Source organism: Ruminococcus flavefaciens (assembly GCF_900116855.1).
Classification (GTDB): Bacteria; Bacillota; Clostridia; order Oscillospirales; family Ruminococcaceae; genus Ruminococcus; species Ruminococcus flavefaciens_R.
Genome location: NZ_UETD01000017.1, coordinates 54,685 through 78,820, shown reverse-complemented (window position 1 = coordinate 78,820; position 24,136 = coordinate 54,685). Strand labels below are relative to the sequence as shown.

25 protein-coding genes, 4 tRNA genes and 1 rRNA gene are annotated in these 24,136 nt (G+C 49.7%); 5 read left to right on the top strand and 25 right to left on the bottom strand.

The genetic code is table 11. The features are described 5' to 3' along the window. The 12 genes from DSZ37_RS16210 to DSZ37_RS16155 form a co-directional block, all read right to left on the bottom strand. Positions 1-160, bottom strand: a 16S ribosomal RNA gene (locus DSZ37_RS16210); the annotation flags it as partial. 431 nt (positions 161-591) lie between these two features. After that, the gene (locus DSZ37_RS16205) at positions 592-1,701 is read right to left on the bottom strand and encodes a transglutaminase domain-containing protein (RefSeq protein WP_109727897.1); all 1,110 of its coding nucleotides are present in this window, start codon (positions 1,699-1,701) and stop codon (positions 592-594) included. Between the two features lies 1 nt (position 1,702). Continuing rightward, positions 1,703-2,614 carry an NYN domain-containing protein gene (locus tag DSZ37_RS16200; RefSeq protein ID WP_109727896.1) on the bottom strand — a complete coding sequence of 304 codons (912 nt, stop codon included), beginning with the start codon at positions 2,612-2,614 and terminating at the stop codon, positions 1,703-1,705. A gap of 232 nt (positions 2,615-2,846) precedes the next feature. Further along, positions 2,847-2,922, bottom strand: a tRNA-Gly gene (locus tag DSZ37_RS16195). Positions 2,923-2,952: 30 nt separating this feature from the next. Beyond that, positions 2,953-3,028, bottom strand: a tRNA-Phe gene (locus tag DSZ37_RS16190). Positions 3,029-3,032: 4 nt separating this feature from the next. Then, a tRNA-Asp gene (locus DSZ37_RS16185) sits at positions 3,033-3,109 on the bottom strand. Positions 3,110-3,112: 3 nt separating this feature from the next. Continuing rightward, positions 3,113-3,188: transfer RNA gene (locus DSZ37_RS16180), tRNA-Val, on the bottom strand. Positions 3,189-3,377: 189 nt separating this feature from the next. Next, complete coding sequence (locus DSZ37_RS16175; protein ID WP_109727895.1) at positions 3,378-4,238, bottom strand: CPBP family intramembrane glutamic endopeptidase; 861 nt, start codon at positions 4,236-4,238, stop codon at positions 3,378-3,380. Beyond that, positions 4,228-4,962, bottom strand: a complete 735-nt coding sequence (locus tag DSZ37_RS16170; RefSeq protein WP_109727894.1) for an ABC-2 transporter permease — start codon at positions 4,960-4,962, stop codon at positions 4,228-4,230. The genes DSZ37_RS16175 and DSZ37_RS16170 overlap by 11 nt, the downstream gene beginning before the upstream one ends. Further along, on the bottom strand, positions 4,962-5,732 hold the full coding sequence (locus DSZ37_RS16165; protein WP_109727893.1) for an ABC transporter permease: 771 nt from the start codon (positions 5,730-5,732) through the stop codon (positions 4,962-4,964). The genes DSZ37_RS16170 and DSZ37_RS16165 overlap by 1 nt, the downstream gene beginning before the upstream one ends. Beyond that, positions 5,733-6,611 (bottom strand): ABC transporter ATP-binding protein, encoded by an 879-nt coding sequence (locus DSZ37_RS16160; protein WP_109727892.1) that lies wholly within the window; start codon positions 6,609-6,611, stop codon positions 5,733-5,735. After that, positions 6,604-6,987: a GntR family transcriptional regulator gene (locus DSZ37_RS16155; RefSeq protein WP_028519971.1), complete on the bottom strand. Its 384-nt coding sequence runs from the start codon at positions 6,985-6,987 to the stop codon at positions 6,604-6,606. The genes DSZ37_RS16160 and DSZ37_RS16155 overlap by 8 nt, the downstream gene beginning before the upstream one ends. A gap of 349 nt (positions 6,988-7,336) precedes the next feature. Between DSZ37_RS16155 and rsmD the strand changes: the two genes are divergently transcribed. From rsmD to DSZ37_RS16140, 3 genes are read left to right on the top strand one after another with little or no spacing between them, the layout of a single operon-like run. Next, positions 7,337-7,894: a 16S rRNA (guanine(966)-N(2))-methyltransferase RsmD gene (gene rsmD / locus DSZ37_RS16150; RefSeq protein ID WP_028519972.1), complete on the top strand. Its 558-nt coding sequence runs from the start codon at positions 7,337-7,339 to the stop codon at positions 7,892-7,894. Then, on the top strand, positions 7,891-8,382 hold the full coding sequence (coaD, locus tag DSZ37_RS16145) for a pantetheine-phosphate adenylyltransferase (protein ID WP_028519973.1): 492 nt from the start codon (positions 7,891-7,893) through the stop codon (positions 8,380-8,382). Before rsmD ends, coaD begins: the two co-directional genes overlap by 4 nt. A 5-nt stretch (positions 8,383-8,387) precedes the next feature. Next, the gene (locus DSZ37_RS16140; protein ID WP_109727891.1) at positions 8,388-8,873 is read left to right on the top strand and encodes a vacuolar-type H+-ATPase subunit H; all 486 of its coding nucleotides are present in this window, start codon (positions 8,388-8,390) and stop codon (positions 8,871-8,873) included. Positions 8,874-9,505: 632 nt separating this feature from the next. Here the strand turns inward: DSZ37_RS16140 and recG are convergent. From recG to DSZ37_RS16120, 4 genes are all read right to left on the bottom strand, one after another. Continuing rightward, positions 9,506-11,542 (bottom strand): ATP-dependent DNA helicase RecG, encoded by a 2,037-nt coding sequence (gene recG, locus DSZ37_RS16135; RefSeq protein ID WP_109727890.1) that lies wholly within the window; start codon positions 11,540-11,542, stop codon positions 9,506-9,508. A gap of 85 nt (positions 11,543-11,627) precedes the next feature. Continuing rightward, the gene (locus tag DSZ37_RS16130) at positions 11,628-11,888 is read right to left on the bottom strand and encodes a stage V sporulation protein S (RefSeq protein WP_028519976.1); all 261 of its coding nucleotides are present in this window, start codon (positions 11,886-11,888) and stop codon (positions 11,628-11,630) included. A gap of 122 nt (positions 11,889-12,010) precedes the next feature. Continuing rightward, positions 12,011-12,781 (bottom strand): TIGR00282 family metallophosphoesterase, encoded by a 771-nt coding sequence (locus DSZ37_RS16125; protein WP_109727889.1) that lies wholly within the window; start codon positions 12,779-12,781, stop codon positions 12,011-12,013. 9 nt (positions 12,782-12,790) lie between these two features. Beyond that, on the bottom strand, positions 12,791-13,009 hold the full coding sequence (locus tag DSZ37_RS16120; RefSeq protein WP_109727888.1) for a DUF4236 domain-containing protein: 219 nt from the start codon (positions 13,007-13,009) through the stop codon (positions 12,791-12,793). A gap of 343 nt (positions 13,010-13,352) precedes the next feature. On the opposite strand from DSZ37_RS16120, the gene DSZ37_RS16115 reads away from it, so the two are divergent. Beyond that, complete coding sequence (locus DSZ37_RS16115) at positions 13,353-13,712, top strand: Asp23/Gls24 family envelope stress response protein (RefSeq protein ID WP_028519979.1); 360 nt, start codon at positions 13,353-13,355, stop codon at positions 13,710-13,712. A 34-nt stretch (positions 13,713-13,746) separates the two neighbouring features. Next, positions 13,747-15,402 carry a DAK2 domain-containing protein gene (locus tag DSZ37_RS16110; protein WP_109727887.1) on the top strand — a complete coding sequence of 552 codons (1,656 nt, stop codon included), beginning with the start codon at positions 13,747-13,749 and terminating at the stop codon, positions 15,400-15,402. Positions 15,403-15,618: 216 nt separating this feature from the next. Here DSZ37_RS16110 and DSZ37_RS16105 read toward each other — a convergent pair whose 3' ends face one another. The 9 genes from DSZ37_RS16105 to rbfA form a co-directional block, all read right to left on the bottom strand. After that, complete coding sequence (locus DSZ37_RS16105; RefSeq protein ID WP_109727886.1) at positions 15,619-15,900, bottom strand: hypothetical protein; 282 nt, start codon at positions 15,898-15,900, stop codon at positions 15,619-15,621. Between the two features lie 19 nt (positions 15,901-15,919). Then, positions 15,920-17,434 (bottom strand): DUF4340 domain-containing protein, encoded by a 1,515-nt coding sequence (locus tag DSZ37_RS16100; RefSeq protein ID WP_109727885.1) that lies wholly within the window; start codon positions 17,432-17,434, stop codon positions 15,920-15,922. Beyond that, on the bottom strand, positions 17,431-19,056 hold the full coding sequence (locus DSZ37_RS16095) for a GldG family protein (protein ID WP_109727884.1): 1,626 nt from the start codon (positions 19,054-19,056) through the stop codon (positions 17,431-17,433). Before DSZ37_RS16095 ends, DSZ37_RS16100 begins: the two co-directional genes overlap by 4 nt. Before the next feature lie 29 nt (positions 19,057-19,085). Continuing rightward, positions 19,086-19,805, bottom strand: a complete 720-nt coding sequence (locus DSZ37_RS16090) for an ABC transporter permease subunit (RefSeq protein ID WP_109727883.1) — start codon at positions 19,803-19,805, stop codon at positions 19,086-19,088. Beyond that, a complete protein-coding gene (locus DSZ37_RS16085; protein WP_109727882.1) occupies positions 19,805-20,932 on the bottom strand; it encodes an ABC transporter ATP-binding protein in 1,128 nt (375 codons plus the stop codon). The genes DSZ37_RS16090 and DSZ37_RS16085 overlap by 1 nt, the downstream gene beginning before the upstream one ends. Positions 20,933-21,042: 110 nt before the next feature. Then, positions 21,043-21,921, bottom strand: coding sequence for a riboflavin biosynthesis protein RibF (ribF, locus tag DSZ37_RS16080; RefSeq protein WP_109727881.1), 879 nt, complete (start codon positions 21,919-21,921; stop codon positions 21,043-21,045). 4 nt (positions 21,922-21,925) lie between these two features. Then, complete coding sequence (gene truB, locus DSZ37_RS16075) at positions 21,926-22,819, bottom strand: tRNA pseudouridine(55) synthase TruB (protein ID WP_109727880.1); 894 nt, start codon at positions 22,817-22,819, stop codon at positions 21,926-21,928. Then, complete coding sequence (locus tag DSZ37_RS16070; RefSeq protein ID WP_109727879.1) at positions 22,819-23,769, bottom strand: DHH family phosphoesterase; 951 nt, start codon at positions 23,767-23,769, stop codon at positions 22,819-22,821. The genes truB and DSZ37_RS16070 overlap by 1 nt, the downstream gene beginning before the upstream one ends. 12 nt (positions 23,770-23,781) lie before the next feature. Next, positions 23,782-24,120 (bottom strand): 30S ribosome-binding factor RbfA, encoded by a 339-nt coding sequence (gene rbfA / locus DSZ37_RS16065; RefSeq protein WP_109727878.1) that lies wholly within the window; start codon positions 24,118-24,120, stop codon positions 23,782-23,784. Positions 24,121-24,136 lie beyond the last annotated feature (16 nt).

The window sequence follows — 24,136 nt, the reverse complement described above, 5'->3', positions numbered from 1 at the left end:
TTCCAGAAGCTATCCCTCTCTCAAAGGCAGGTTGCTCACGTGTTACTCACCCGTCCGCCACTAAGATAATCTAAGTAAACTCAAATTATCTCCGTTCGACTTGCATGTGTTAAGCGTGCCGCCAGCGTTCGTCCTGAGCCAGGATCAAACTCTTTATTAAAGTTGTATATATCAGATGCTTTCACATCTAAAATATCGATCCTAATTCATAACGCTTGCGTTATTACTCTTCGTGTTTTTTTAAAGTCTTTTCTTGACTTCCCTTTACTCTCATAAAGGAATCTCAAGGGTCGTTACTTTTTTATTCGCATTGTTCAATTTTCAAGATGCTGTTTCCTCTGTCTCTCTGAGACAGCTTTAATATTATATCACAGTTTCTTTTCTTTGTCAATACCTTTTCGAAAATTTTTCTGTGATTTTTTTGCCGTCCTCTCGTTCGTTACGCTCCCACGCTGCGCCAGCAGGCTTACTGTTCGCGTCCCCTCGAGGCGACTTAATTATTATAGCACGATGATGAGCCAAAGTCAACACGGAATATTAAACAAGCTTGGTAATCATTTCAAGCCGAATTGTGTCAAAAAAACACAACTGCTACGAAAATGTCAGCGTCATACACAGCTCGGGACGGTTTTCTTTAAGTGACAGCGTCACTTCTCCGCTGTATTGATAACCCGCTTCCTGAAGCAGATCAAATATATTCTGGTCATCTATAAACTCACTCATAAAGGTGTCATAGAGCCCCTGTGTTGCAAATCTTATCTCAATGGTAGTTTCGCCGCTCTCCAGCTCGCGGCGGACGATGTCCTTTGCGTCCTCCATGCTCTCCGCGTACAGACCGCTGTGAACGTAGTAATTCCTGTCATCCTTGCTGCATACATATGGCTCAAAAAGCTCCGTATCCGCAAAATGAGTCTTACGGAAGCTGCTGTCGGAGCACAGGAAATACATCTGTCTCACCTCTCCCGAAACGTCCGTATCCGCCCATGTTACGTCTATATTATACCAGTCAGTGCCCAGTTTCACCTGATTCCACGCATGGTTCTCGCCCTCGTCTGTCTTTCCTGTTATGACCACGCTTTCGATCCCCAGTTCGGAAGCAAGCAGATTGAAAGCCTTCGCATAGCCCTCACAGTTCGCTTCGCCGTCTACAAGACAGCCATAGGCAGTAGATGCGAACTCCTCATTATCTCCCGAGACATATCTGCAGTTTTTCACCAGATAATCATTGATGTAGCGAACCTTGTACTCGTCACTTTTCTGATCCGCAGCCCCTGCGACAGCCTCATCAACAGCGTCATCCATTTTTTTGCGCCTGCCTTCAAAGTCGCCCATCTTCCGATAGACCACCTTTGCATCGCGGACCTTTGCCGCTGTATAGTACACAGAGTCAAGATAGAAAAAGCGGCTCTCCTGCTTTTCGAGAATGCGGTAGACCTTTGAATACTCATCCCCGTCCATTTCCACCGGCAGAGGTATTTCCTCCTCATGCTCAGCTATACCGCGGTACAGTGCCGCATACACAGCTTGCTCATCCGGTGTCAGCTGTCTGTATACAGGTCTGTATTTTGACTCCACCGTGGAAAGATAGCCCTTGTCGGGGTATGACTTCAGTATGCCCGAGTTCTTTATGAACCTCCAGCCGATCAGCAGAAAGACTGAACATATTATAACAAGGAACAGCGCAGTTACTTTTTTTCCCAATTCAATTCTCCGATATCATTACTGTATTGTTCTTTATTTTGAATGACGGCAGATTTTCCACGAACTTGCTGAACTTGGAATAGCCGTATGACTTTACATCAAATCCCGGTATCTTCACACAGAGCTGCTTTTTCAGCTCGCCGAGGTTGTAGCCCTTTGTGCCGTTGGTGCGGACTATCGCCGCAAGAGTTGACTCAATGCGCTCAAGGTCGGTCATGCTTGTCTTCTGGGAGACAAGTATGCTGCTGCCCTCCTGACGGAAGCTGAGACCGTCAAAGTCCTTGAGAAACTGTGAGAACTTGGAATAGCCGTAGTTTCTCACATCGAAATCGGGATAGCGGTTGAGAAGTCTGCTTCCCAGCTCGCCGATATTTATTTCGTCCCTGAGGTTTGCGTTCTCGGTTATTATGCGGACTATCGCCGATTCGAGAGCCTTCAGCTCCACCTTCTCGCTCTCGCGCGTGTTCTGGAGCTCCTCATCAGCGAGTATCTCAAGGTACTTGAAAGCGTTGCAGGCTGTGCTGAAGGGCTTAGGAGTCTTCTGCTCGCCCATGCCGATAACGTGCATACCCGACTCACGCAGACGTATAGCCAGTCTGGTAAAATCGCTGTCACTGGACACTATGCAGAATCCGTCTATATTATGAGAATAGAGAATGTCCATGGCGTCGATTATCATAGCCGAGTCAGTGGCATTCTTTCCCGTGGTGTAGCTGTACTGCTGAACGGGAGTAATAGCGTTGTCAAGAGCCATATTCTTCCAGCCCGCCAGGTTGGGACGGGTCCAGTCGCCGTAAACTCTCTTATATGTAACGATACCGTAATTGGACACCTCGTCCAGAATATACTTGGTATACTTTGCCGCAACGTTATCCGCGTCGATAAGAACGGCATAGCGCATTTCCTTTTCCATATTTCACCTCATAGTAGTATAGTGATACATATTTATTATAACATTTATATTTAAATTTGTATATAGTAATTCCGCACAAAGACAAAGAGCCGTCTTTGTGCGGAATTCAAAGAGCTGCTGTTATTTAGTGCCGCAGAAAAAGCGCTTCTGCGTTATCTTCGTGAGAATATAAAAAATCCCGAAACTATTGCTTCGGGATTTGTGTAATACCAAGGTTATTACCCCAGTACTATGGAGCGGATTACGAGGCTCGAACTCGCTACCTCCACCTTGGCAAGGTGGCGCTCTACCAGATGAGCTAAATCCGCATTGTATATAGAACGCTTCCGCGTTCTATATGGTGCTTCCGGTCGGAATCGAACCAACGACACGGGGATTTTCAGTCCCCTGCTCTACCGACTGAGCTACAGAAGCGTGTTGGCGACCCCGAACAGACTCGAACTGTCGACCTCCTGCGTGACAGGCAGGCGTTCTAACCAACTGAACTACGAGGCCATGTGGTGGGGACTACAGGGCTCGAACCTGTGACCCTCTGCTTGTAAGGCAGATGCTCTCCCAGCTGAGCTAAACCCCCACTTTGCAGACGCCTTATCCTTGGCGACGAAAATAATTATACCACAGGAAAACAGGTTTGTCAAGCATTTTTTGAAATTTTTTTTGAGATTTTTTTCAAATGAGGAGTAAGCGGCTGTTTTTCGGTAGGAATTTGCAGAAAAAATTTCCCGGCGGATAAAAAAACGGACGCCCGATGGGCGTCCCTACACTAATCACTTATCCTCTTTTTGCGGAGCAGCACCATACACACCATGCCGCACACTATCATTACTGGGAAGGCACTTAGTATCAGCACCCAGAATTCCGACACCCTGTACTCAAAGGGAGTTCCGTCTGCCCTTGCGGCGAACAGAGAAAACTCCGACGTGAGGGTCAGGTCAAGCACCATATGGCACAGTGCCGCAGGATATACCGAGTCCGTGCGCTTGGTGAGCCATGTGAGAAAAGCCGACAGTGCTATGCACATGACTATCATTGCTATGAAGCCGCCGTAGGGGAAGAAATCGTAGTCCCTGCCGAAGTCATAGCCGTATGCAAGGAGGGGTCCGTGCCACAGTGCCCAGATAATACCCGTTACCACTATTGCCAGCGGTGTGGGCATGAGCTCCTCAAGCTTTGGAGTGAGATAGCCGCGCCAGCCAAGCTCCTCGCCGAAGCCGTGGGCAGCCATAGCCAATCCCGTTGCAGGTGCGGTCAGCAGCAGGGCAGCCGTGAGCATACCGTTGTCGCAGAATGCGCTGTCCCCTATGCTTCCGCTCTTTACTATAAAGAGGTGGAGTATGAGTCCGCTTACCAGCGGCAGCAGCACGGGAAATATCACAGCGGCAGCGTAGTATTTGCCGCTTTTTCTTCTGCCTGTGCCGAGAAGGGCGTCTTTGAAGCCCTCTTTTGTGATGAGCCTTGTTATTATCACCGCTATTGCAGGAAAGAGCATGAGACTGTTGCCTGCCAGTGCGCTGGTAACGCCGCCCTCCTTGTCCGAGAAGGCAAATCCCAGTACATACACGGGAAGATACGCAAGTACGATGTACAGAGCTATTCTGAGCAGAGTTTTCTTCTTACTTTGCATAGTGGTCAACTCCTTTCAGATACCATTTTACGGAAAGTCTGTAGGAAAGGTAGTACAGCACCGTTATGCCAACAGTCGCTATACCTGTGCCAAGGGCTATTTTTCCGGCAGCTTCGGGGTCTTCAAGAGCCTCGAACAATCTGTCCCAGAAAGAGCTCATATCGGCAAAGGGCGAAAGATCGCCGAACAGCAGGTATACAGCGCCGCCAAGTACCACGGCAGCAATAAGCACCATCTTTACAACATTGCCCATCTTTCCTCCGAATCGCACTATGAGAGGATACTCCAGCGAGCGCATGAAAAGCTGAGCATAAAACAGCACCATATACAGTGATGTTGCAATAGCTATATCGTGATTTCCGTCATATGCAAAGCTGTTCACAAGGGTGAGCATTGTAACTGTCGCCATAGCAAAAAACAGAGTGACAATATATTTTGCGCCGATCTGCCTATTTATGCCGTTGGGGGTCGAAGCTGTATAATACGCCCATTTGCGGCGCTCGTCGTCCTTGAACATTGTGACCTCGAATGTGCCGCCTACCAGAAACGCCATAACTGCGCCGACTCCCGAAACAAGAGCGCTGATATTGCCGCTTATATCCTGCATATCGGGAGAATTCCGCATCAGCAGCGCTATAAATACAGGATATATCATCATGCCGAACATGAATAATATTATTTTGTACCAGCTAAGTCTGAGCTCTCTGTAAAGGAAACCCGTCATCAGTACCGCCTCCTTTTAAGCTCTTTCACAGACCATATATACATAAGCAGGACCGTAAGAACAAATACTATGGGAGCTATCCACACAGCCATATCGCGGTACTTCACAATATATGGCATGAGCACCTTTCCCATTCCCGCATCGCCTTCCAGATCGGGATAGAGCCTTTTCGCCTCTGCATAGCCGAACCTTATCACCTTAAATGTGCCGTAGCCCAAAGCTGCAAACAAAGGCGCCGCAATAGCCAGACCTATGGCTGCATTTTTTGCCTGTGTCCTGAATCTGAGCATACTCGGAATATCCAAAAAGCATACAACTCCGTAGAGCAGACCTGCAATTAAGATATTCTTGAAATGTCCCGTACTCAGAGGCAGCTTTGCAGCTGCCGAAAAAATAATATCCGCAAGAAAGGCAAGCATCATCCCCAGAAGCAAAAAAGCTCCGCGTACAATGAATTTTGAAGCAGCTATTTTCTTTTCGCTTACGGGAATAGTATATGTATAGAGCTGCCAGTGAGACTGATAGTCCTTTTCTATGATGTCGTTATGACCATATACAGTGCCTCCTATAGCGATAAGTCCTGCATAAATGTACATCTGCGAATACATGGAGCTCCGCATTTCTTCAACGCCTTCTGTCCCTGCAAGATTTCCCGCATAGGTGCTTATGAAGACCAGCGAGAGCATACCCACAAAAAGCACATATACCAGAAGCATCAGTATAAAAGACTTGCGGCTGAGATAAAACTCACGATAGATAAGACCTTTCATTCATCTCCACTCCTTTTTGCTGCGGTTGACGTAGTAGATCATTATCTCCTCAAGTGTAGCAGGATCGATAACGGCTCCCGAATACTTGCGGCTGCACTCAGCCCTGTCAGCCACCATGACCTCGGCGCCGAAGTCCGAAAGGCGGGCGCTGATGATGTCCTCGGGGTCTATCTCCTTGTAGTCGCTCTTGGTGCATTTGAGCACGCCGTGGCTGTCCAGTATATCGTCCTTATAGCCGCTTATGAGCAGCTTTCCCTTGTCAATGAAGGTAACGCTGTCCGCCACCTTGTCAAGGTCGGAGGTGATATGTGAGGACATAAGGATAGTGTGCTCCTCATTCTGGAGGTATTCAAGGAAGATGTCCAGTATCTCGTTTCTGACAACGGGGTCAAGACCCGTCGTAGCCTCGTCCATTATAAGGAGCTTTGCGTTATGAGACAGTGCGGAAGCTATCTGGAGCTTCATCTTCATGCCCTTTGAGAACTTGCCGAACTTCTTCTTTCTCGGCAGTGCAAAACGGTCAAGATAGCCGAAAAAGGTCTCGCTGCTCCACTGTTCAAAAACCTCGCGGAGTATTTTGTTTATGTCGTTTGCATTGAGTCTGTCGTCAAAGGGGAGCTCATCGAATACCGCAGCTATCTGCGATTTCACCTCAAACTCGTCCTTTACACTGTCCAGTCCGAGGAGCTTTATCTCGCCCTCGTCCTTTTTTACTATATTGAGCAGGGCGTTTATGGTAGTGGTCTTTCCTGCACCGTTCTGACCGATAAAGCCCATAATGCTGCCCTTAGGCACGTCAAAGCTGACGTTATCGAGAGTAAAGCCGTCATACCGCTTGGTAAGCCCCTTTATCTCGATAGCATTTTCGTAATCATTCATTTTCTGCCCCTCCGTAAATTAGTTCGAGCATCTCCTTGAGTTCGTCAAGGCTGAGCTCGCACTGACGGGCTTTATCGCAGACCTGAGTAAGGAGGGCTTCGGTCTGGCGCAGGTATTCCTCGCGCAAAAGCTCGGTATTCTGCCCCTTTACGAAGCTTCCCTTGCCCGTATAGGACTCGATGAAGCCGTCTCTTTCAAGGTCCTCATAGGCGCGCTTTGTAGTGATGACGCTTATGCGGAGCTGTTGAGCAAGAGTACGCATAGAAGGCAGGGCGTCCCCTGCTTTCAGCGTACCGTTCAGGATGAGAGCCTTTATCTGAGAGGATATCTGCTGATAGATAGGCTCACCCGATGAGTTGCTGATAATAATATCCATATTTCACCTCATGCATGATTGTATATATACATTATACACATTATAGCATCTGTATATACACTTGTCAAGACCTTTTTGAAAATTTGTGATGTAATTTTTCAGTTATCAGTTTTTAGTGCTTAGTTATCTGCCGAACCCGAAATACTAAGCACTATGCACTAACCGCTAACAACTGTGTATATGATAGACAAAAGGAAACAACATTTTTTAGTCAAAATCGCCTATTTTTAAGAAATAATATAGACAAGTCCCGAAAAATAATATATAATAAGATGTATATATAATTCGGCATCCGTATGCCGTAAATGCGGAAACCGCAGTTTCGTCTGCGGCTTCGGAGCACTAAAACATGAGAGTAATCACAGGCATTGCAAGAGGCCGCAAACTTGTGGCACCTGAGGGTCTGGATGTAAGACCTACTGCCGACAAGGTAAAGGAAGGCATCTTTTCAGCCGTTCAGTTTGAACTGGAGGGGGCAAGAGTCCTCGACCTCTTCGCAGGAAGCGGTCAGATGGGCATAGAAGCCCTGAGCAGAGGCGCAGAACGCGCTGTTTTTATCGACAGCTCGCTCCGTTCCATAAGATGTGTCAACGAAAATCTGAGGAACACGGGCTTTGAGCGTCAGTCCGAGGTCATCAACCGCGACAGCTACGACTATATAAAGCTCACCTCACAGACCTTCGACATCATTATCCTCGATCCCCCCTACCGATATAACCATATCGCAAATATCCTCCCCTTTGCAGCTAAAAAGCTCAGGGACGGCGGCATCATCATATGCGAGTATGAGACAGAGGCGGATGAGCCTGCGGCTCCCGAGGGCATGAGACTGAGAAAGACCTACCGCTACGGCAAGATAAATGTCTCGATCTTCTGCAAACCATCCGAGGAGGTGGCTGACGAATGAGAAGAATAGCCGTTTGCCCCGGAAGCTTCGACCCTGTTACTCTGGGACATCTCGACATCATCACAAGAGCCTCAAAGCTCTTTGACAAGGTGATAGTCCTCATATCCAGAAACGCAGGCAAGGCACAGCCAAGCTTCACGGCTACGGAACGTATGCTTATGATAGAACAGGTCACCCGTGACCTTGACAATGTTGTAATAGATATCCTTGACGGGCTCCTTGCGGACTACGTCAGGAACGTGGGTGCCGTCGCCATAGTAAAGGGTCTGAGAGCCGTCAGCGACTTTGAATATGAATTCCAGATGGCTCTGGCAAACAAAAAGCTTTATGCAGGAGCGGAAACGGTCTTTCTGACCACAGCGACCGAGAATATGTATCTCAGCTCCAGTCTGGTAAAGCAGATAGCTTATTTCGGCGGCGATATCACTCATTTCGTTCCCAATGAAATACTCGATGATATAAAACAAAGACTAATTAAGGAGAGGTAATCACTATGAGCATTGATGAGATTTTAGAAGAAATGGACGAACTTCTTGACAAGGCGTCCTCAGTCCCCTTTGTATCCCATAAGAAGGTCATTGACGGCGAGAGAATGAGAGAGCTCATCAACGACGTCCGTCTGAATATGCCTCACGAACTCAAAGAGGCAAAGAAGATAGAATTTGACTGCCAGCGTATCCTCAACGAAGCTAAGCTCAACGCAGAATCCATCATCCGCAAGGCTGAAGAGCGTGCCGCTCAGATAGTTTCAAGAGAGGCTATCGTTACAGAGGCTAAGAAGAAGGCTCTGGATATGCTCACAAAGGCTCAGACAGCAGCAAAGAACCTCCAGCAGAACGCTGCAGCTTCAGTTGCAAAGATGCTCAACGATACCGAGAATTACTATTCGAGAAATCTCCAGAGCATCAAGGTGGTAAAGGGCAAGATCGGCAGCACACTTTCAAGTGCTTCAAGCGACAAGAAGAACGACATTATGTAATAAAAACGGCGTTCACAGCCGTTATACCATGCATAATTTCGCCCCTGAGCGGTTTGACCGCTCAGGGGCATTGTGTTTATTCAGCTGCTATGATTTGAGCCCTTAGCCCTTAGCCGTTAGCTAATGTAGGGAACGGCGCAGCTAACAGCTGCACGTACCCTCTGTCAGCTTTGCTGACATCTCCCTACACCGTAGGGAGTCACTCGGCGTCCCGAAAAATTCGTATTATAGTGGTGACTATCATCCGCTCAATCAAGGGACGCCCTCACTTGCAGGGCGTCCCTCTTTCAAAAACAGTCCACCGGACTGTTTTTGAAATTCACCCTTGCGGAGCGCTTTGTTTTATTTCGCCGCCTTAAAAGCCGAAAGCGGCGACCAGAGGCGCCGCCTCTGACCTAACCGGTACGTCCCCTCTGTCGCTTCGCGACATCTCCCCATTTTATGGGGAGTCACTCCGCCAAAGGAACACAGTCCCTTTGGAATCCCTTACATAGGCTCGGCTTACTTATTGCGCTGTAAGCGATGTACAAATATCATTTTTGATATTATTAAGCGAGTTTACGAGCGACAACGTGGCAAGCGGTCGAGCTGGCTCAGCTCGAAATTATGATTTATATTAGCCTTTTTGGCATTTATCCTATTATATCCTTGCTGAACAGGCGCATTACGTCCATTTTCAGTGCCTTATTCTGCGGCTTTTCAAGAAGCGGATCGTCGGCAAGCAGCTCCCTTGCACAGCTCTGTGCGCGGTTCATAAGCTCCATATTGCAGGCGATATCCGCTATTTTAAGCGGTGGAAGTCCGTGCTGTGCGCTGCCGAAGAAGTCTCCGGGACCGCGCATTTTCAGATCCTCCTCGGATATTTTGAAGCCGTCCGAGGTTGAGGACATTATCTTCATTCGCTTGACGCAGTCCTCGGTGGTGTTGTCCGTTATGAGTATGCAGCTGCTCTCGAAGCTTCCTCTGCCCACTCGTCCGCGGAGCTGATGGAGCTGTGAAAGTCCGAAGCGCTCGGCGTTCTCTATGACCATTACAGCCGCATTGGGCACGTCCACGCCTACCTCCACAACGGTAGTGCAGATAAGCACCTGTATCTCACCGTCACGGAACAGCTTCATGGTCTTGTCCTTTTCGGCAGCCCTCATTTTTCCGTGGAGCAGTGCCGTGGTGTAGCCTTTAAGGTCGTTCCTTGCGGCATTCTCCGCGTAGGTCTTGACCGCGAAAAGCTCGCTCTCGCTCTCCTCTATCATGGGGCAGACCACATAAGCCTGACGCCCCTCGTCAAGGCGCTCCCTGACAAAGCCGAAGGCTCTGCTGCGGAGCTTACCCGTTACCGCATAGGTCTTTATGGGCTTCCTGCCCTTGGGAAGCTGAGTTATCGCCGATATATCAAGGTCTCCGTAGATGATGAGTGCCAGCGTTCTCGGTATGGGAGTCGCCGACATTACCAGCTTGTGGGGAGCGTCCCCCTTTTCCGCAAGGGCAGCTCTCTGCGCCACGCCGAAGCGGTGCTGCTCGTCGGTGATGACCAGTCCCAGCGCCTTGTACTCCACATCCTTCTGGATTATGGCGTGAGTACCCACAACCACATCTATCTCCCCTGCTGCTATCTCTTCGCGGACGGCAGCTTTTTTCTTTGCGGTCATGGAGCCTGTCAGCAGGCAGACCTTTACGCCGAAAGGCTCAAGAAATCCGCTGAGAGTGCGGAAGTGCTGGGTGGCAAGTATCTCCGTGGGAGCCATGAGCGCGGACTGTATGCCGTTTTTTGCCGCAAAGAAGCAGGCTGCGGCTGCAACAGCGGTCTTGCCGCTTCCAACGTCGCCCTGCAGGAGCCTGTTCATAGGCACATCGCGGCAAAGGTCTGCAACTATGTCGTCCACAGCCTTCTGCTGGTCGTCTGTGAGCTCAAAGGGAAGCCCCCTTGTGAACTCTCCCACATCTATGGAGGAGTCCATGCGGAAGGCGGTATTCCTGCGGCTTCTTGACTTCATGACGGACATTCCTATCTGGAGCTTCAGCAGCTCGTCAAAGGCAAGTCTGCGCCTTGCAGTCTCGGAAGCCTGCTCACTCTCGGGAAAGTGTATGTTCTCCAGCGCCCACATAAGTGGAGCAAGGTCGTATTTCTTCAGTATATCCGCAGACAGGGTCTCAAAGGGCTCACGGCGCATTATCTCCAGAGCCTGACGCATATTGGTGCGGACCATATTCACGGATAGTCCCTGAGTAAGGTGGTATATGGGCTGGATGAGCACCTGCTCATCCGCCCTGATGTACACGGGCGAGCTTATCTCCTTCCGCAGGAAGTTTCCTGCGACCTTGCCGTACATATAGTAGGTCTCGCCCTCTTTCAGCGCCTGAAAGTAATACACGTTATTGTACACCACGATGAGGATATCGTCTATGCCGTCGGTAGCGGCAGCCTTGCATATGACAAGTCCGCCCTTTATGCGCTGAGGCGGCATCTTGCGGAATACCGTCAGTTTCAGCACGTTGTACTCATTGAGCACCGCCTGCGCCACAGGCACATGGGTGCGGAAATCCAGATAGCTTCTTGGTATATGGTATATCAGCTCATAGGGCGAGGTTATGCCCAGCTTGCGGTACTTCTCTCCGCGAGCCTTTCCCACGCCCTTGAGGTATTCGATTTCACTGAAAAGTGTAGTTGGCATATATTTCTCCTTTATGAGCGCATTGCGCCCACAGCCGAAAGCATAAAAAAGGGCGGACAACTGTCCGCCCAATGGTTTTTACCGATTATCTCTGCTCACAGATAAGCTTGATAGCGGTTCTCTCTTCGCCGTCGATAGTGATGTTGGCAAAAGCAGGAATACAGATAAGGTCGATTCCAATAGGTGCCAGATATCCCCTTGCTATGGCGATCGCTTTTATCGCCTGATTAGCAGCACCTGCGCCGACTGCCTGTACTTCAACAGCCTTCTGCTCTCTAATCACGCCGGCAATTGCTCCGGCAACAGAATTCGGTGACGAATGTGATGATACTTTCAGAATTTCCATGACAAATAACCCTCCTGTTAGAAATAATTGTACGTTGACTGCCAAATCTCTTAGGCTATTGTACAATTGTATTATACAATATAAGTTAAAAAAATGCAAGTACCTGATACAAACTTTGTAGACTATCTTATAATTAATCTCTCGATTTTGTGCGATTTGCCCCTTTTTTCGTCAAATTCTACTATTGTTCCACAAAGAAAACAATCCCCCTCCGCGGCGTTGAAGCGGACGGGCATACGATAGCGGAACATATCCACCGTAGGACCTATCTCTACGCCGAGGCATGACAGCTCGGCTCCCACCATTCCCACATCGGTAATATATGCAGTATGACCGCCCAATATACATTCGTCTGCGGTCTGGACGTGGGTATGGGTACCGAAAACTCCCGTGACCTTTCCCGTGAGGAAGTGTCCCATAGCCTTTTTCTCCGAGGTTGCCTCCGCATGGAAGTCCACAAAGATGTTGGGAGTATCTATTCCCTCAAGGAGCTGTTCTATCTTGGTGAAGGGATTATCGAGGGGTTCCATATAGACTGTGCCCATAAGGTTTATGACCGCCACGGAATACGGACCTGCGTCCAGTATCCTGACGCCGCTTCCCACACAGCCGCCCTCGGGATAATTTGCAGGACGGACGATGTGCTCCTCCTCGAAGATATCAAGTGACTCCTTCCGCCTGAATGCATGGTTTCCTGTTGTGATGATATCGGCTCCTGCTCTCACCAGCATATCAGCGGAAGCCCGTGTTATACCGTTGCCCTGAGCCGAATTTTCTCCGTTTACTATTGTGATGTCAATACCGTGCTGACGCTTGATGCCGCCAAGCTTAGCCGTGAGGAACTCGCAGCCTGCCTTGCCCACAACGTCGCCGATAAATAGAAGTTTCTTCATATTCCTCCGTTATTTTTTGCCTGTTTTCTTCTTGCCGCCAAGGTCGGTATCGTAGGAGATGCCTGTGCCCTGAAGGCTTACTGTAGCCTTTTTCTTGTTGTTTACCGTGACCTTTACCTTTTTTCCTGCGATCTTGGGACCGTCAATGGAAATGCTGCCACCCTTCTTGTTCTTGTTGAATCTGAAAAGTTTGCCTATCTTGAAGCTCTTTCTGAAATGAAATCCCATGATATGACCTCCTTTTTAGCGCTCTGCCAAGGAGCAGAGAAGTTTAAGAGTTGAGAGTTTAGAGTTGACAGTTGAGTGTTGCGGAGTCGCCTGCGGCAACATTATTCAAATAATGTGAGCGCAGTGAACACATTAACTTTCAACTCTCAACTATAATTATTCTCATTCATTATAGCACAAACCGCCGCGATAATCAATACAAACAGTGGATTTTTCCTCGCGGATAAACAATTTTTTCACAATATTCTTTAATATAGGTATTGTAAATCGTTATTATTTGTGATATAATTGATTAGATAGCGGTTTTATACCGCACCCCATTTTACAAAAGGAGTGATGACCTATGGTAGGCTTTGAAAATCATATCGGAAAGATCACTATTTCTGAGAATTATCTCACCGAGCTGGTAAAGCACGCTGTCACAGACTGCTTCGGCGTTGCCGATGTATGCAGCGTTTCCACCTTCCGTTCGGCAGTTTCCGCTCTCACTGCGGGAAAAGCCTTCAGAAAAAACAAGGGCGTGATGATCCGCACCGATAAGGAGGGCGGTCTCGTTATAGACCTGCATATCAAGGTGACCTACGGCACAAACATCACTGCCGCTGTAAGCAGCATCACCCACAAGGTCAGCTTCGCGGTCGAAGAAGCTGCAGGAATTGATGTACACAAGGTCAACGTTTTCGTTGACGATATGAACGCATAAGGCGTACAGGTATATAGAATTGGAGGACTTTACTGTGATAAACGGTTCAATGCTCAGAGACGCTGTTATCTCCGCTGCCATCACCATAGCCAACAGGAAGCGTGAGGTCGACGAGCTCAATGTCTACCCCGTTCCCGACGGCGATACCGGAACGAATATGTCCATGACCATCGGCAATTCCGTTGCCGAGCTGAAAAGGCTGGACGACAAGGCTCCCGTATCCGAGGTAGCTTCCACGGCAGCTTCAGCTTTCCTGAGAGGCGCAAGAGGAAACTCGGGCGTAATTCTTTCACTTATTTTCAGAGGATTTTCTAAGGGACTCTCAGGCTGCACAGAGGCAGGCTGCGAGAACTTTGCAGACGCGCTGCAGTTCGGCGTAGAGGCAGCATACAAGGCTGTTATGAAGCCCGTTGAGGGAACTATCCTCACCGTAGTCAAGGCAGCTGCTCAGAAGGCAAGGGAGATATCCGCAGAGACCAACGACGAGGTCACATTCTGGCAGGAGATATGCACCGAGGCTGAGGCAGTTCTCGCCAAGACCACCGAAATGCTCCCTCAGCTGAAAAAAGCAGGAGTCGTTGACGCAGGCGGCAAGGGTCTGTGCATAATCTTCCGCGCTATGACAGACGTTTTCGCAGGCGGCGCCATTGCCGAGCCCACTGAAGCTCCCGCTCCTCAGGAGAACCAGAGCGACTCGTTCAGAACAGCTGTCAGCGAGTATGACGACGATATCACATTCACATACTGTACGGAGTTCATGCTTGAAAAGGACGATAACTGTCCCGACGTATCCAAGCTCCGCGCTTACCTTGAGACCATAGGCGACTGTGTGGTCGTAGTTGACGATGAGAAGATAATCAAGGTACACGTTCACACAGATAATCCCGGAAAGGCACTCCAGAAGGGTCTTGAGTTCGGTCACTTCATCAACGATCCCCGTCCCAAGATCGAGAATATGCGTATCCAGCACGAAAACAAGGTCAAGGACGCAAGAGCTGCCGAGGAGGGACTCACTCCCGCAGAGCCCGAGAAGGAGTTCGGATTTGTGGCAGTTGCCGCAGGTCACGGTCTTGAGGCTATGTTCACCGACCTCGGCGCAGATGTTGTTGTAAAGGGCGGTCAGACCATGAACCCCTCTACCGACGATATACTCCGCGCTATACTGAAAACTCCTGCAAGCACAGTATTCGTGCTCCCAAATAACAAGAACATAATCATGGCAGCCGAGCAGGCTGTAAAGCTTACCGACAGAAAGGTATGTGTGCTCCAGACAAGAACTATCCCTCAGGGAATAGCTGCTATGCTGGCATTCGACGATACACGCTCACTCAATGAGAACCGCATCGACATGACAAAGGCTTTCGAGAAGGTCTCAACGGGACTTATCACCTTTGCCGCAAGAGACTCCGAGTTCGAGGGTCACCAGATAAAGGAGGGCGAGATACTCGCTCTTGACAACGGCAAGCTCTCATTCACAGAGCGCGATATCAACAAGGCTACATACAAGTTGGTGAAGAAACTGGCGAAGGGCGATGTGAGCTATGTAACCCTTATCCACGGCGCTGATGTGCCCGAGGAGAATGCAGAGGAGCTCCAGAAGTTCATACAGTCCAAGCTCAGCGACAAGATAGAGGTAATGCTGGTAAACGGCGGACAGCCCGTTTACTACTACATCATCTCGGTAGAATAAAAAACAGTCCCCGAAGCAGTCAAAAATGCTTCGGGGCTTTTTATTAGAGTTGAGAGTGGAAAGTTGAAAGTGGAGAGTTAATGTGTTCGCTTCGTTCACATTATAAATAATGTCGCCGAAGGCGACACCGCAACTTTCAACTCTGAACTCTCAACTTTCAACTGAAAAAAGCCCCGAAACGATATTGCTCCGTTCCGGGGGACTTTTTTACATTACTCAGCCTTTAAGAGCCTTTTCCAGCCACACGCTGGCAACATCAAGTGCCTCGTAGAGACCGCACTCTCTCTCGGCGTTCTTGACGAAAGCTTTCAGAGGATTGGGCTCGTTGGTGTCCATCTGGACAACTCTCACCTTTGAGGTGACCTGTTCGCCGTTCTCCTCCTTTGTTTCAAGTATCTGGATGAAGATAACAAAGGGGTCTGACATATAACCGTAATATATCTGGTTGCCGTTTCTTACCAGAGGGTAGCCCTTGTATGTGTTGAATTTCTCGCTCATTATATACCTCCTTGGGATATTACCAGGTTTTGATGTAGTCCTCTCCTGTTTCTATTCTCTTTATATTCTCTATGAGGGTGTTCACATAAGACTTTGTGCAGTAATACTTGCTCTCGCCGTTTACGACGATGAGTGAACGCATTACCGAATCGTCATAGAAATCGAAGGTGGTGGTCTTTCCCGAATAGGAATCCTTTATGCTTACAGAAGCCGCAGGCTCTCCCTCGGGTACGGGAACACCGACTGCAAATTCCTCTCCGTTAGTGCTTACGAGGAAGGAATAGAACAATCTGTATCGCTCCGTATCAAATACATCGCCGTTTCTTTTTACGACATAGTCAGAAGCTACGGGCGATTCGGGATCCTCCGCATCCTCCTTCAGGGTGATATTGAAATCATACTTCACGTCGCCGCTCTTAACTGTCATTTCGCTGATATTCCATACATAGTTGGTTATCAGCAGTCTTGAACAGATGTCGATGGGCTGCACTGTGAGCCACTTGGCACTATCAGCAGAGATGATATAGATCACCTTTCCGCCCTCCATCATGCCGTAGCAGCACTTGCTGCCGCTCTCGTCGGTGAATATCTCGCTGAGGAGCAGCACATAGCTGTTTCCGTCGTCGCAGTCCATAGTCACCTTGCAGAACGGGTCGCTGAGACCTGCCTCTGCGATATCGGCTTCCGTGCAGTGAAGTGCATATATATCCGAGCCCTTGAGGCCGAACATACCTGTTGTTATGTCCGTTGATTTCTCAACGGCAAGGAAGCTCTCAACAGGCTCCACCATTATATGTGTAGCCGAGGTGCCGCCCGAATGCTCATCTTCGCTTGACTTATCGTACTCAATGAGGATATCGCTGTCCATATCGCTGCGCTCTATCCTGAGGCTGCTGATAATGGGGAAGTCCTCATCTGCGGGCTTGGCGAGAACTGTTTTCTCGATGAGCTCCTTGTTCGTTTTTGAGTAGTTTGCCACAGTGGACGCATTTACCGCATAAACGTCATTGCTGCCGTCTACACGGAAATAAACCGTCTCCTTTGAGGACATGGTATCGCCCACATAGAACTTGACCTTATTGCCTGATTCATAGGTGAACTCCACCGTAGCCTTAGGCTCGGCAAGACCGTACTTTCCGAGGTCGGTGCAGTCATGTGCGATCAGGGACTGTGCCTGTATGCCGTTGCCGTTATTGACGAGAGTACCCACAACAGAGGTATTTACGTCAAGGTCCTTATAATCTTTCAGGGTATAGGTAGCGCCGACGCCGTTTTCATCGGGAGCGTCCTTCATGACCACCTTCAGCTCGTCTGTGGCATTTACCACAAGAGCCTCTTTTACTACGCCGTTTCCGCCGTTGTCGCTGACAAGGACAGTTCCCTGTCCCTCAGCCTCGGTGGCGAGCAGCTGCATTGAGCTGCTTCCCTCACCGCTGCCCTCATCGGGCGAGAGCTTCATATAGGCATAGCCTCCTCCCAGCATTGCCACGAGAAGTGCGCTGAGAGCGATGATGCCCTTAGCCTGTTTTTTCATTTATTTCGTCTCCTTAAAAGTACTGCGACTCCCACAGCTGCAATGATGAAGGGAATTATCCATACAACAACTACATATATCCTCTTGAGCTGTTTTGAAGTGGGAGCGATAAATGAAGTCTGGAGATTCTTGTCGGGAACAGCAATGCTGCTCTCCTTGCCTGTCATTGTGTTCATCATGTTTACAAGCACGTTTGCGTTGTTGACAGATGAAGTCTGCTGTAAGAAAGTGGGGTTAGCCATTGTAGGTGAACCCAGTACGAGGAGACTGCTGGTATATACCGCAAATTCCTCCGAATGCTGCTTCTGTGAAAGGATAGCAGCGTCTCTCTCTCCCTTTTCGCCGTATTCGGACTTATCCTTTGTAATGTCTGCGGTATAGGACTCAGCCGATGACTTGAGGACTTCCTTTACGATAGCCTCATTGTTCTTGGATATGGGAGTAAGCTCTCTTGTATACTGCGAGATGATGGGAAGTCTGTCATTGGGCAGAGTTCCTACAGCCTCGCTGTCGCTTACGGAGAGTATTATCTGCGAACTTGTCTGTACTGCATTTGTATCATCGAGGATGATATTGTTCTCCACCTTTATGCTCCAGTCCGCAAGGAACTCGCTGATATTGGGGAGATCGGTCTTTGATACATCGGGAGCATATACCATGTTCCTGTCGTACTTTCCGTCGTTGTAGAGGAAGTCGCTGAACTTCTTGATGATATCCTCTGTAAAGTCAACAGAGGGAGCAAGGAGAACTACCATATCGTAATCCTCGGGGCTTATCTCGTCCTTGGCGATGTCGATATCAGTTGTGTCATAGCCGTTCTTTGCAAAGAGCTCGCTCTCAAAGGACTGAACTATATTGGCGTAGGTCTGCTCGTCGTAAACAGCAAGACCGTTCATGGTCTTGACGAAAGCTACCTTTACGGGGTGGGCGTCGGTAACGCTTGTGATGGCGGAGGTAAGTGTGCTCTCGCCTGTGAATAAGAACTTGAGCTGCTGGCTGCGCATAGCAGTCTGATCGGCTGCAAGCATATTCATGACATCAGTCTCGTTCAGAACTCTTACTCTGTCGCCCGAAGCAACAACTATGCTTCCGCGCTGGATATCGCCGTTGTAGTTCTTCTTGTACTTGGCGATGGCATCGGGATCCTTGTCAAGGTCAACGTACTTTACATTGATGCTGCCCTTGCCCTGCTGAGCGTATACGGAATACTTGTCCAGAAGCTCGGGGATCATCTCATAGGGCACCTCTGCGGGAACGCCGAAGTTGCTTGTATAATAGCTCTCCCAGTAGTTGCCCAGAGACTCAAAGTAGTCTCTTGTATTTGTGACAACGATATCAACGTCCTTGTCCAGAGCCTTTACGGCGTTTATGGACTCGTCGGTGAGCTCATATCTGTTGTCGGGGGTGATGTCTATCTTCATGGGTGAACGCTTTGCGAAAACATTCACCATGATGTTCAGTATAACTACCACAGCGATAACAAGAGCTATGATAACATAGAACATTGTGCCGTATTTAAGCTTTCTGAACTTATCGGGCGCCTTGGTCACTGCTGCGGCAGCTTCGGTAACTTCATCGACGGTCTCTTTGACCTTTTTCTCGTCGATCTCTTTTTTACTCATTTGTATCAAAACCTTCCTTTCCTGTTAGATCAGCTCCAGCGTCTCTTCTCAAGCACCTTTACGGTGAAGAAGTTGAAGAGGAAGGCTGCGCTGATGAAGAATACGATGCTGGGAAGGCTGAATACTCCCCTTGTGAATTCAACGTATCTGGAATAGAAAGCAAGCTTTGATACCACGAAGTGTATTGCCTTCTTTAACTTACCGCCGTTCTCGAAGCTTGAAACAAGCATTTCGGAAAGGTAGATAACGAAAAGCACAACAAGGCTCACTACCGCAGAAGCCATCTGGTTCTCGGTAAGTGATGAGATGAAGAGTCCCACGGCGATGAAAGCCGCGCCGAGGAATATCATTGCGACGTAGTTGCCGAGGAGCGGAGTCCAGACAACGTCGCCGAGATAATTGAGAATGAATGCGTAGATGAAAACTACTGACTCGGCAATGATGTACAGTGTAAGAGCTGCGAAATACTTGCCGAGAACGATCTCCCACAGACCTACGGGAGCTGTCAGGAGACCCTGATCTGTTCTGTTCTTCTTTTCCTCACTGAGGAGCTTCATGGTGAGAACGGGTATAAGGAACAGAACTATATAGAACATTGAGCTGAACATGGATGATGTATCGGTGGTGCCGCTCGCAACGACTCCGTTATAGAAGAATATGCCCGATACGAGCCAGAACACAGCAAGAAATACATATGCTACGCCCGATGTAAAGAATGCGCCCATTTCGCGCCTGTAAATAGCCAGCATTATTCCTCACCTCCGTTATTTTCTTCGCTGCTGTCGGAAACGGCGGTGTCGTCGTTTTCCTCTTTCTCGTCATCGTCCTCCTGAACGGCACTGATCTTGCCGCCCTCGGAGGTCTTGAGGTCTATCCTTGGCTTTGACTTTGACTTGCCGCTCTTTTCCGAGCCTGCCTTGTCCAGTCCGTCGCCCATGGTTATCTTGAGGAAGATGTCCTCGAGAGTGAGGTCTGAAAGCTGGAGCATGAGGATATTCCAGCCCTTGTCTGCACAGAGCTTGTTGATAGCGCGGCGGACGTCGGTCTTGCCGTCGGTCTCAACATCGTAATCGTATATGCCCTTTTCGCGCTCCATATCTGCACGGACGTACTTGACGCCGCTGATGCCCCTGATGGCATCGGCAATGACGCGCTTGTCCTCTGCCGAGTGCTCGGGACCCTCGATACGGAGAGTCATCTTATGCTCGTTTGTGATGTTCTTTGCTATCTCATCGGCAGTACCGTCGGCAGCTACCTCTCCCTTGTTGATAATGATTATCCTGTCGCAGACAGCCTGTATCTCGGGGAGTATATGAGATGAAAGGATAACGGTATGTCTCTTGCCCAGCTTCTTGATAAGGCTTCTTATCTCGATTATCTGGTTGGGGTCGAGACCGACAGTGGGCTCGTCGAGGATGAGCACGGGGGGATTATTGATAAGAGCCTGTGCCATGCCGACTCTCTGTCTGTAACCTTTTGAAAGGTTCTTGATTATCCTGCCTCTTACGTCCTGTATCTTGCAGAGATTGCAGACATCCTTCAGGTGAGCCTTTCTGGGCAGCTTGCACTTTTTAAGGTCATACATGAAGCTGAGGTAGGCATCAACGGTCATATCCACATAAAGTGGCGGTATCTCGGGGAGATAGCCTATATTTGCCTTGGCCTTCTTGGGGTCCTCGAGGATATCCGTGCCGTCGATGAGCACCTCTCCTGCGGTGGACGAGATATAGCCTGTCAGCATATTCATGGTGGTGGATTTTCCCGCGCCGTTAGGTCCGAGGAAGCCGAGTATCTCGCCTTTTTCGACCTTGAAGCTGATATTGTTTACGGCAAGCTTGTCGCCGTACATCTTAGTAAGGTTTCTGACCTCTATCATTGGGTTTTACCCTCCTTATTGCGTATGTTGCGGCATGAGCCGCTTATATTCACAGCTTTTACTATGTTAATACCTGTATGTGATAACAGAGTGAAAGCAATGCGAATTTTTTACAATATATTCAGAGCCGACTGCACATCGCGGTCTATCTGCGCCTTCAGCTCATTAAGTGATGAGAACTTCATCTCGGGGCGTATGAACCGCAGCAGCGATACTCTCAGCGGACTTCCGTAAAGGTCTCCCGAAAATCCGTGTATATAGGTTTCGGCAAGGGGAGCTCCGCCGTAATCCACGGTGGGCTTCATGCCGATATCTGTCATTGATAGGTAGCTTTTCCCGTCTATGACGGTCGATGATGCGTAAACGCCGTATCTCGGCACCAGCTGTCCCGCGTCAAAGAGCTGATTAGCCGTAGGGAAGCCGATAGTGCGTCCCAGCTGAGCTCCGCGGCTGACAGTTTTCATAATGGTATATGGGCTGCCTAAAAGGGTATTCGCCCTTTCCGTATCCCCCTCCGCAAGAAGTCTGCGGATAAGGGTGGATGAGACTCTCTCGCCGCCGCAGAGGACGTCCTCAACGGTCTCAACGCGGAAGCCCAGTCTCTCGCCGAAGCTTCTCAGCTCGGCTGTGCCGCAGGAAGCGCCCTTTCCGAAGCGGAAGTCATTTCCGCAGCACACAAAAGCAGCGTTCAGCTCTCCGCGGAGTATCTCCTCCGCAAATTCAGCGCCTTCCATGCCGCATATATCCGCGAACGGCGGTGAGTATATGCGCTCGATGCCGCACTCCTCCGTGAGAATGTCAGCCTTTTCGCTGTCGCCGTAAATAAAGCCGCCTGTGCCCTTTTTAGCTGCACTTTCCGACGGAAAGGTAAAGGCGCAGGGCATAAGTCCCTGCTGCTTCTGTACCGCAGCCGCCTTCAGCACAGCTCTGTGTCCGAGGTGGACGCCGTCGAAAAGCCCCAGAGCAACAGCGGAATACTTTTTCTCCATGCCGTCACCCCAGATTCTTTCCCACTCTCAGCAGTCCGCTCTCACGGTCTGCAAAGGCGGTGCCGATAAAGCCTCCGTCGGAGCCGTACACCGCATATTCGCTGATGCCGTCCCTTATGCCGCGGACTCTTTCCAAGTCCAGCTTTACGCCGTTTCTGTACATTCTTGTCTGAGCCTCGCCCAGTCTCAGCTTCGGCAGCTTCTCAAAGACGCGCTCAATGGGGAGTATGAGCTCCTCCAGCCTGTCCTCGTCCCTTGCCTGCTGTATCTCCTCAAGAGTGTGGCAGTCATCAAGGGTGAAGCCTCCCGACGATGTCCTGACCAGAGAGGTCATGATGCCTCCGCAGCCAAGCCTGTCGCCGATGTCGCTGATGATAGTTCTTATATAGGTGCCCTTGCCGCAGGAAATGGACAGCACTCCCTCACGGGTGCTGCTGTCGTAGCTCTCCAGCACAAGCTGAGATACCTCTATCTCACGGGGCTGACGCTCCACCTCAACGCCCTGTCTCGCAAGGTCGTAGAGCCGCTTTCCGTTTACCTGAACAGCCGAATACATAGGCGGAAGCTGCATTATCTTCCCCGTGAAATCGGGGATAACAGCCTCAATATCCGCCTGACTGACCGCCATGTCAGAGGTGGTCTGCACCTGCCCCCATACGTCCTGAGTATCCGAGACAGCTCCCAGACGGAAGCCTGCACGGTAGCTCTTGGTATTGTCGGGCATGATATCACACGCCTTTGTGGCAGTTCCCACAAAGACAGGCAGTACTCCCGTCGCCATAGGGTCGAGAGTGCCGCCGTGACCCAGTCTTTTTATCCGTAGTATGCCGCGGAGCTTCGCCACAACGTCAAATGAGGTGAAGTCCTGCGGCTTATTGACGCAAAGGATACCGTTCATCAGCCCAGTGCCCTTTCAACAGCTGCGATGAGCTGTTTTTTCGCGTCCTCGAGGGGACCGTCTATGGTACAGCCCGCAGCCTTGGCATGACCGCCGCCGCCGATGAGCTGACAGATAGCCGAAACATTCACATCGTTGGCAGAGCGGAATGAGCATTTGAACACTCCGTCCTCACGCTCGCGCATGAGAATGCCCACCTCTGTGTTTTCCAGCTGTATGGTCAGGGGCGCAAAGCCCTCCAGCTCCTCCATAGATACGCCCATGTCCTTCATCATATCCTGCGTTATGGCAGCGATAGCCAGCTTTCCGCCGAGGCAGTACTCCATGAGCTCGTTGACCTTTGCCTCAAGCTTCAGTCTGCCCATTGACTTGACATCGAACATATAGCGGTTTATCCTTGCGAAATTGATATCATAGCTGCGCATCATCTCCGCCGCTATCTCGTGAGCGCGGGGAGTGGTGCAGCCGTACTTGAAGCAGCCTGAATCCGTGGATATTCCCGTATAAAGGCACATAGCGCAGTGCTTTGTTATCTTTACGCCCATGTACTGTGCAAGGTCATAGATTATCTCGCAGGCAGCAGTGGCGTCGCCGCGCAGGAGAGTTTTCTCCGCGTAGTTCTTGTTTGAGATATGATGGTCGATGCAGAGCTGTACCCTGCCGCCGTAGATGTCCTTATAGTCGCCCATAAGGTTCTCGTCGGCGATATCAACAGCTATGATGGCCTTTGGCTCGAAGTCCTCCCCTGCTCCCTCGCTTGTGAGGAAGCCGTAACGTGCAGGGAAGCCGTCGTGGCAGACCACTCTGCTCCTTATGCCCATCTGGGCAAGTATATCCTTCAGACCGAAGCCTGCTCCGATACAGTCGCCGTCGGGGTTGCGGTGAGTGATTATCACCGCGTCCTCGCAGTTTCTGAGGAACAGCTCAGCCTCACTGAAACCGATGAACATACTCCGCCCTCCTTACAGAAGCTCATGGAGCTTCCTGCTTATCTCCGCACTTCTCTCGATGGAGTTGTCGGCGATAAAGCTCAGTTCGGGAGCCTTGCGCATTTTCAGCCTGTGGAAAAGTTCCCTCTTTATGAAGCCTGCGGCGCTTTTCAGCCCCTCAACAGACTCCTTTGACCGCTCCATGCCCTCAAAGCTGGAAACGTATATCTTACAGCTGGACATATCTCCCGAGAGGTCGGCTCTCACGATAGTGAGCATCTTGTCTATCCTCGGGTCCTTCAGTTCGCGGAGTATAGCGGTCATTTCCCGTTTTATATCTTCAGCCATACGGCTGTTCTTGAAATTAGGCATTATATTCCTTTCTGTC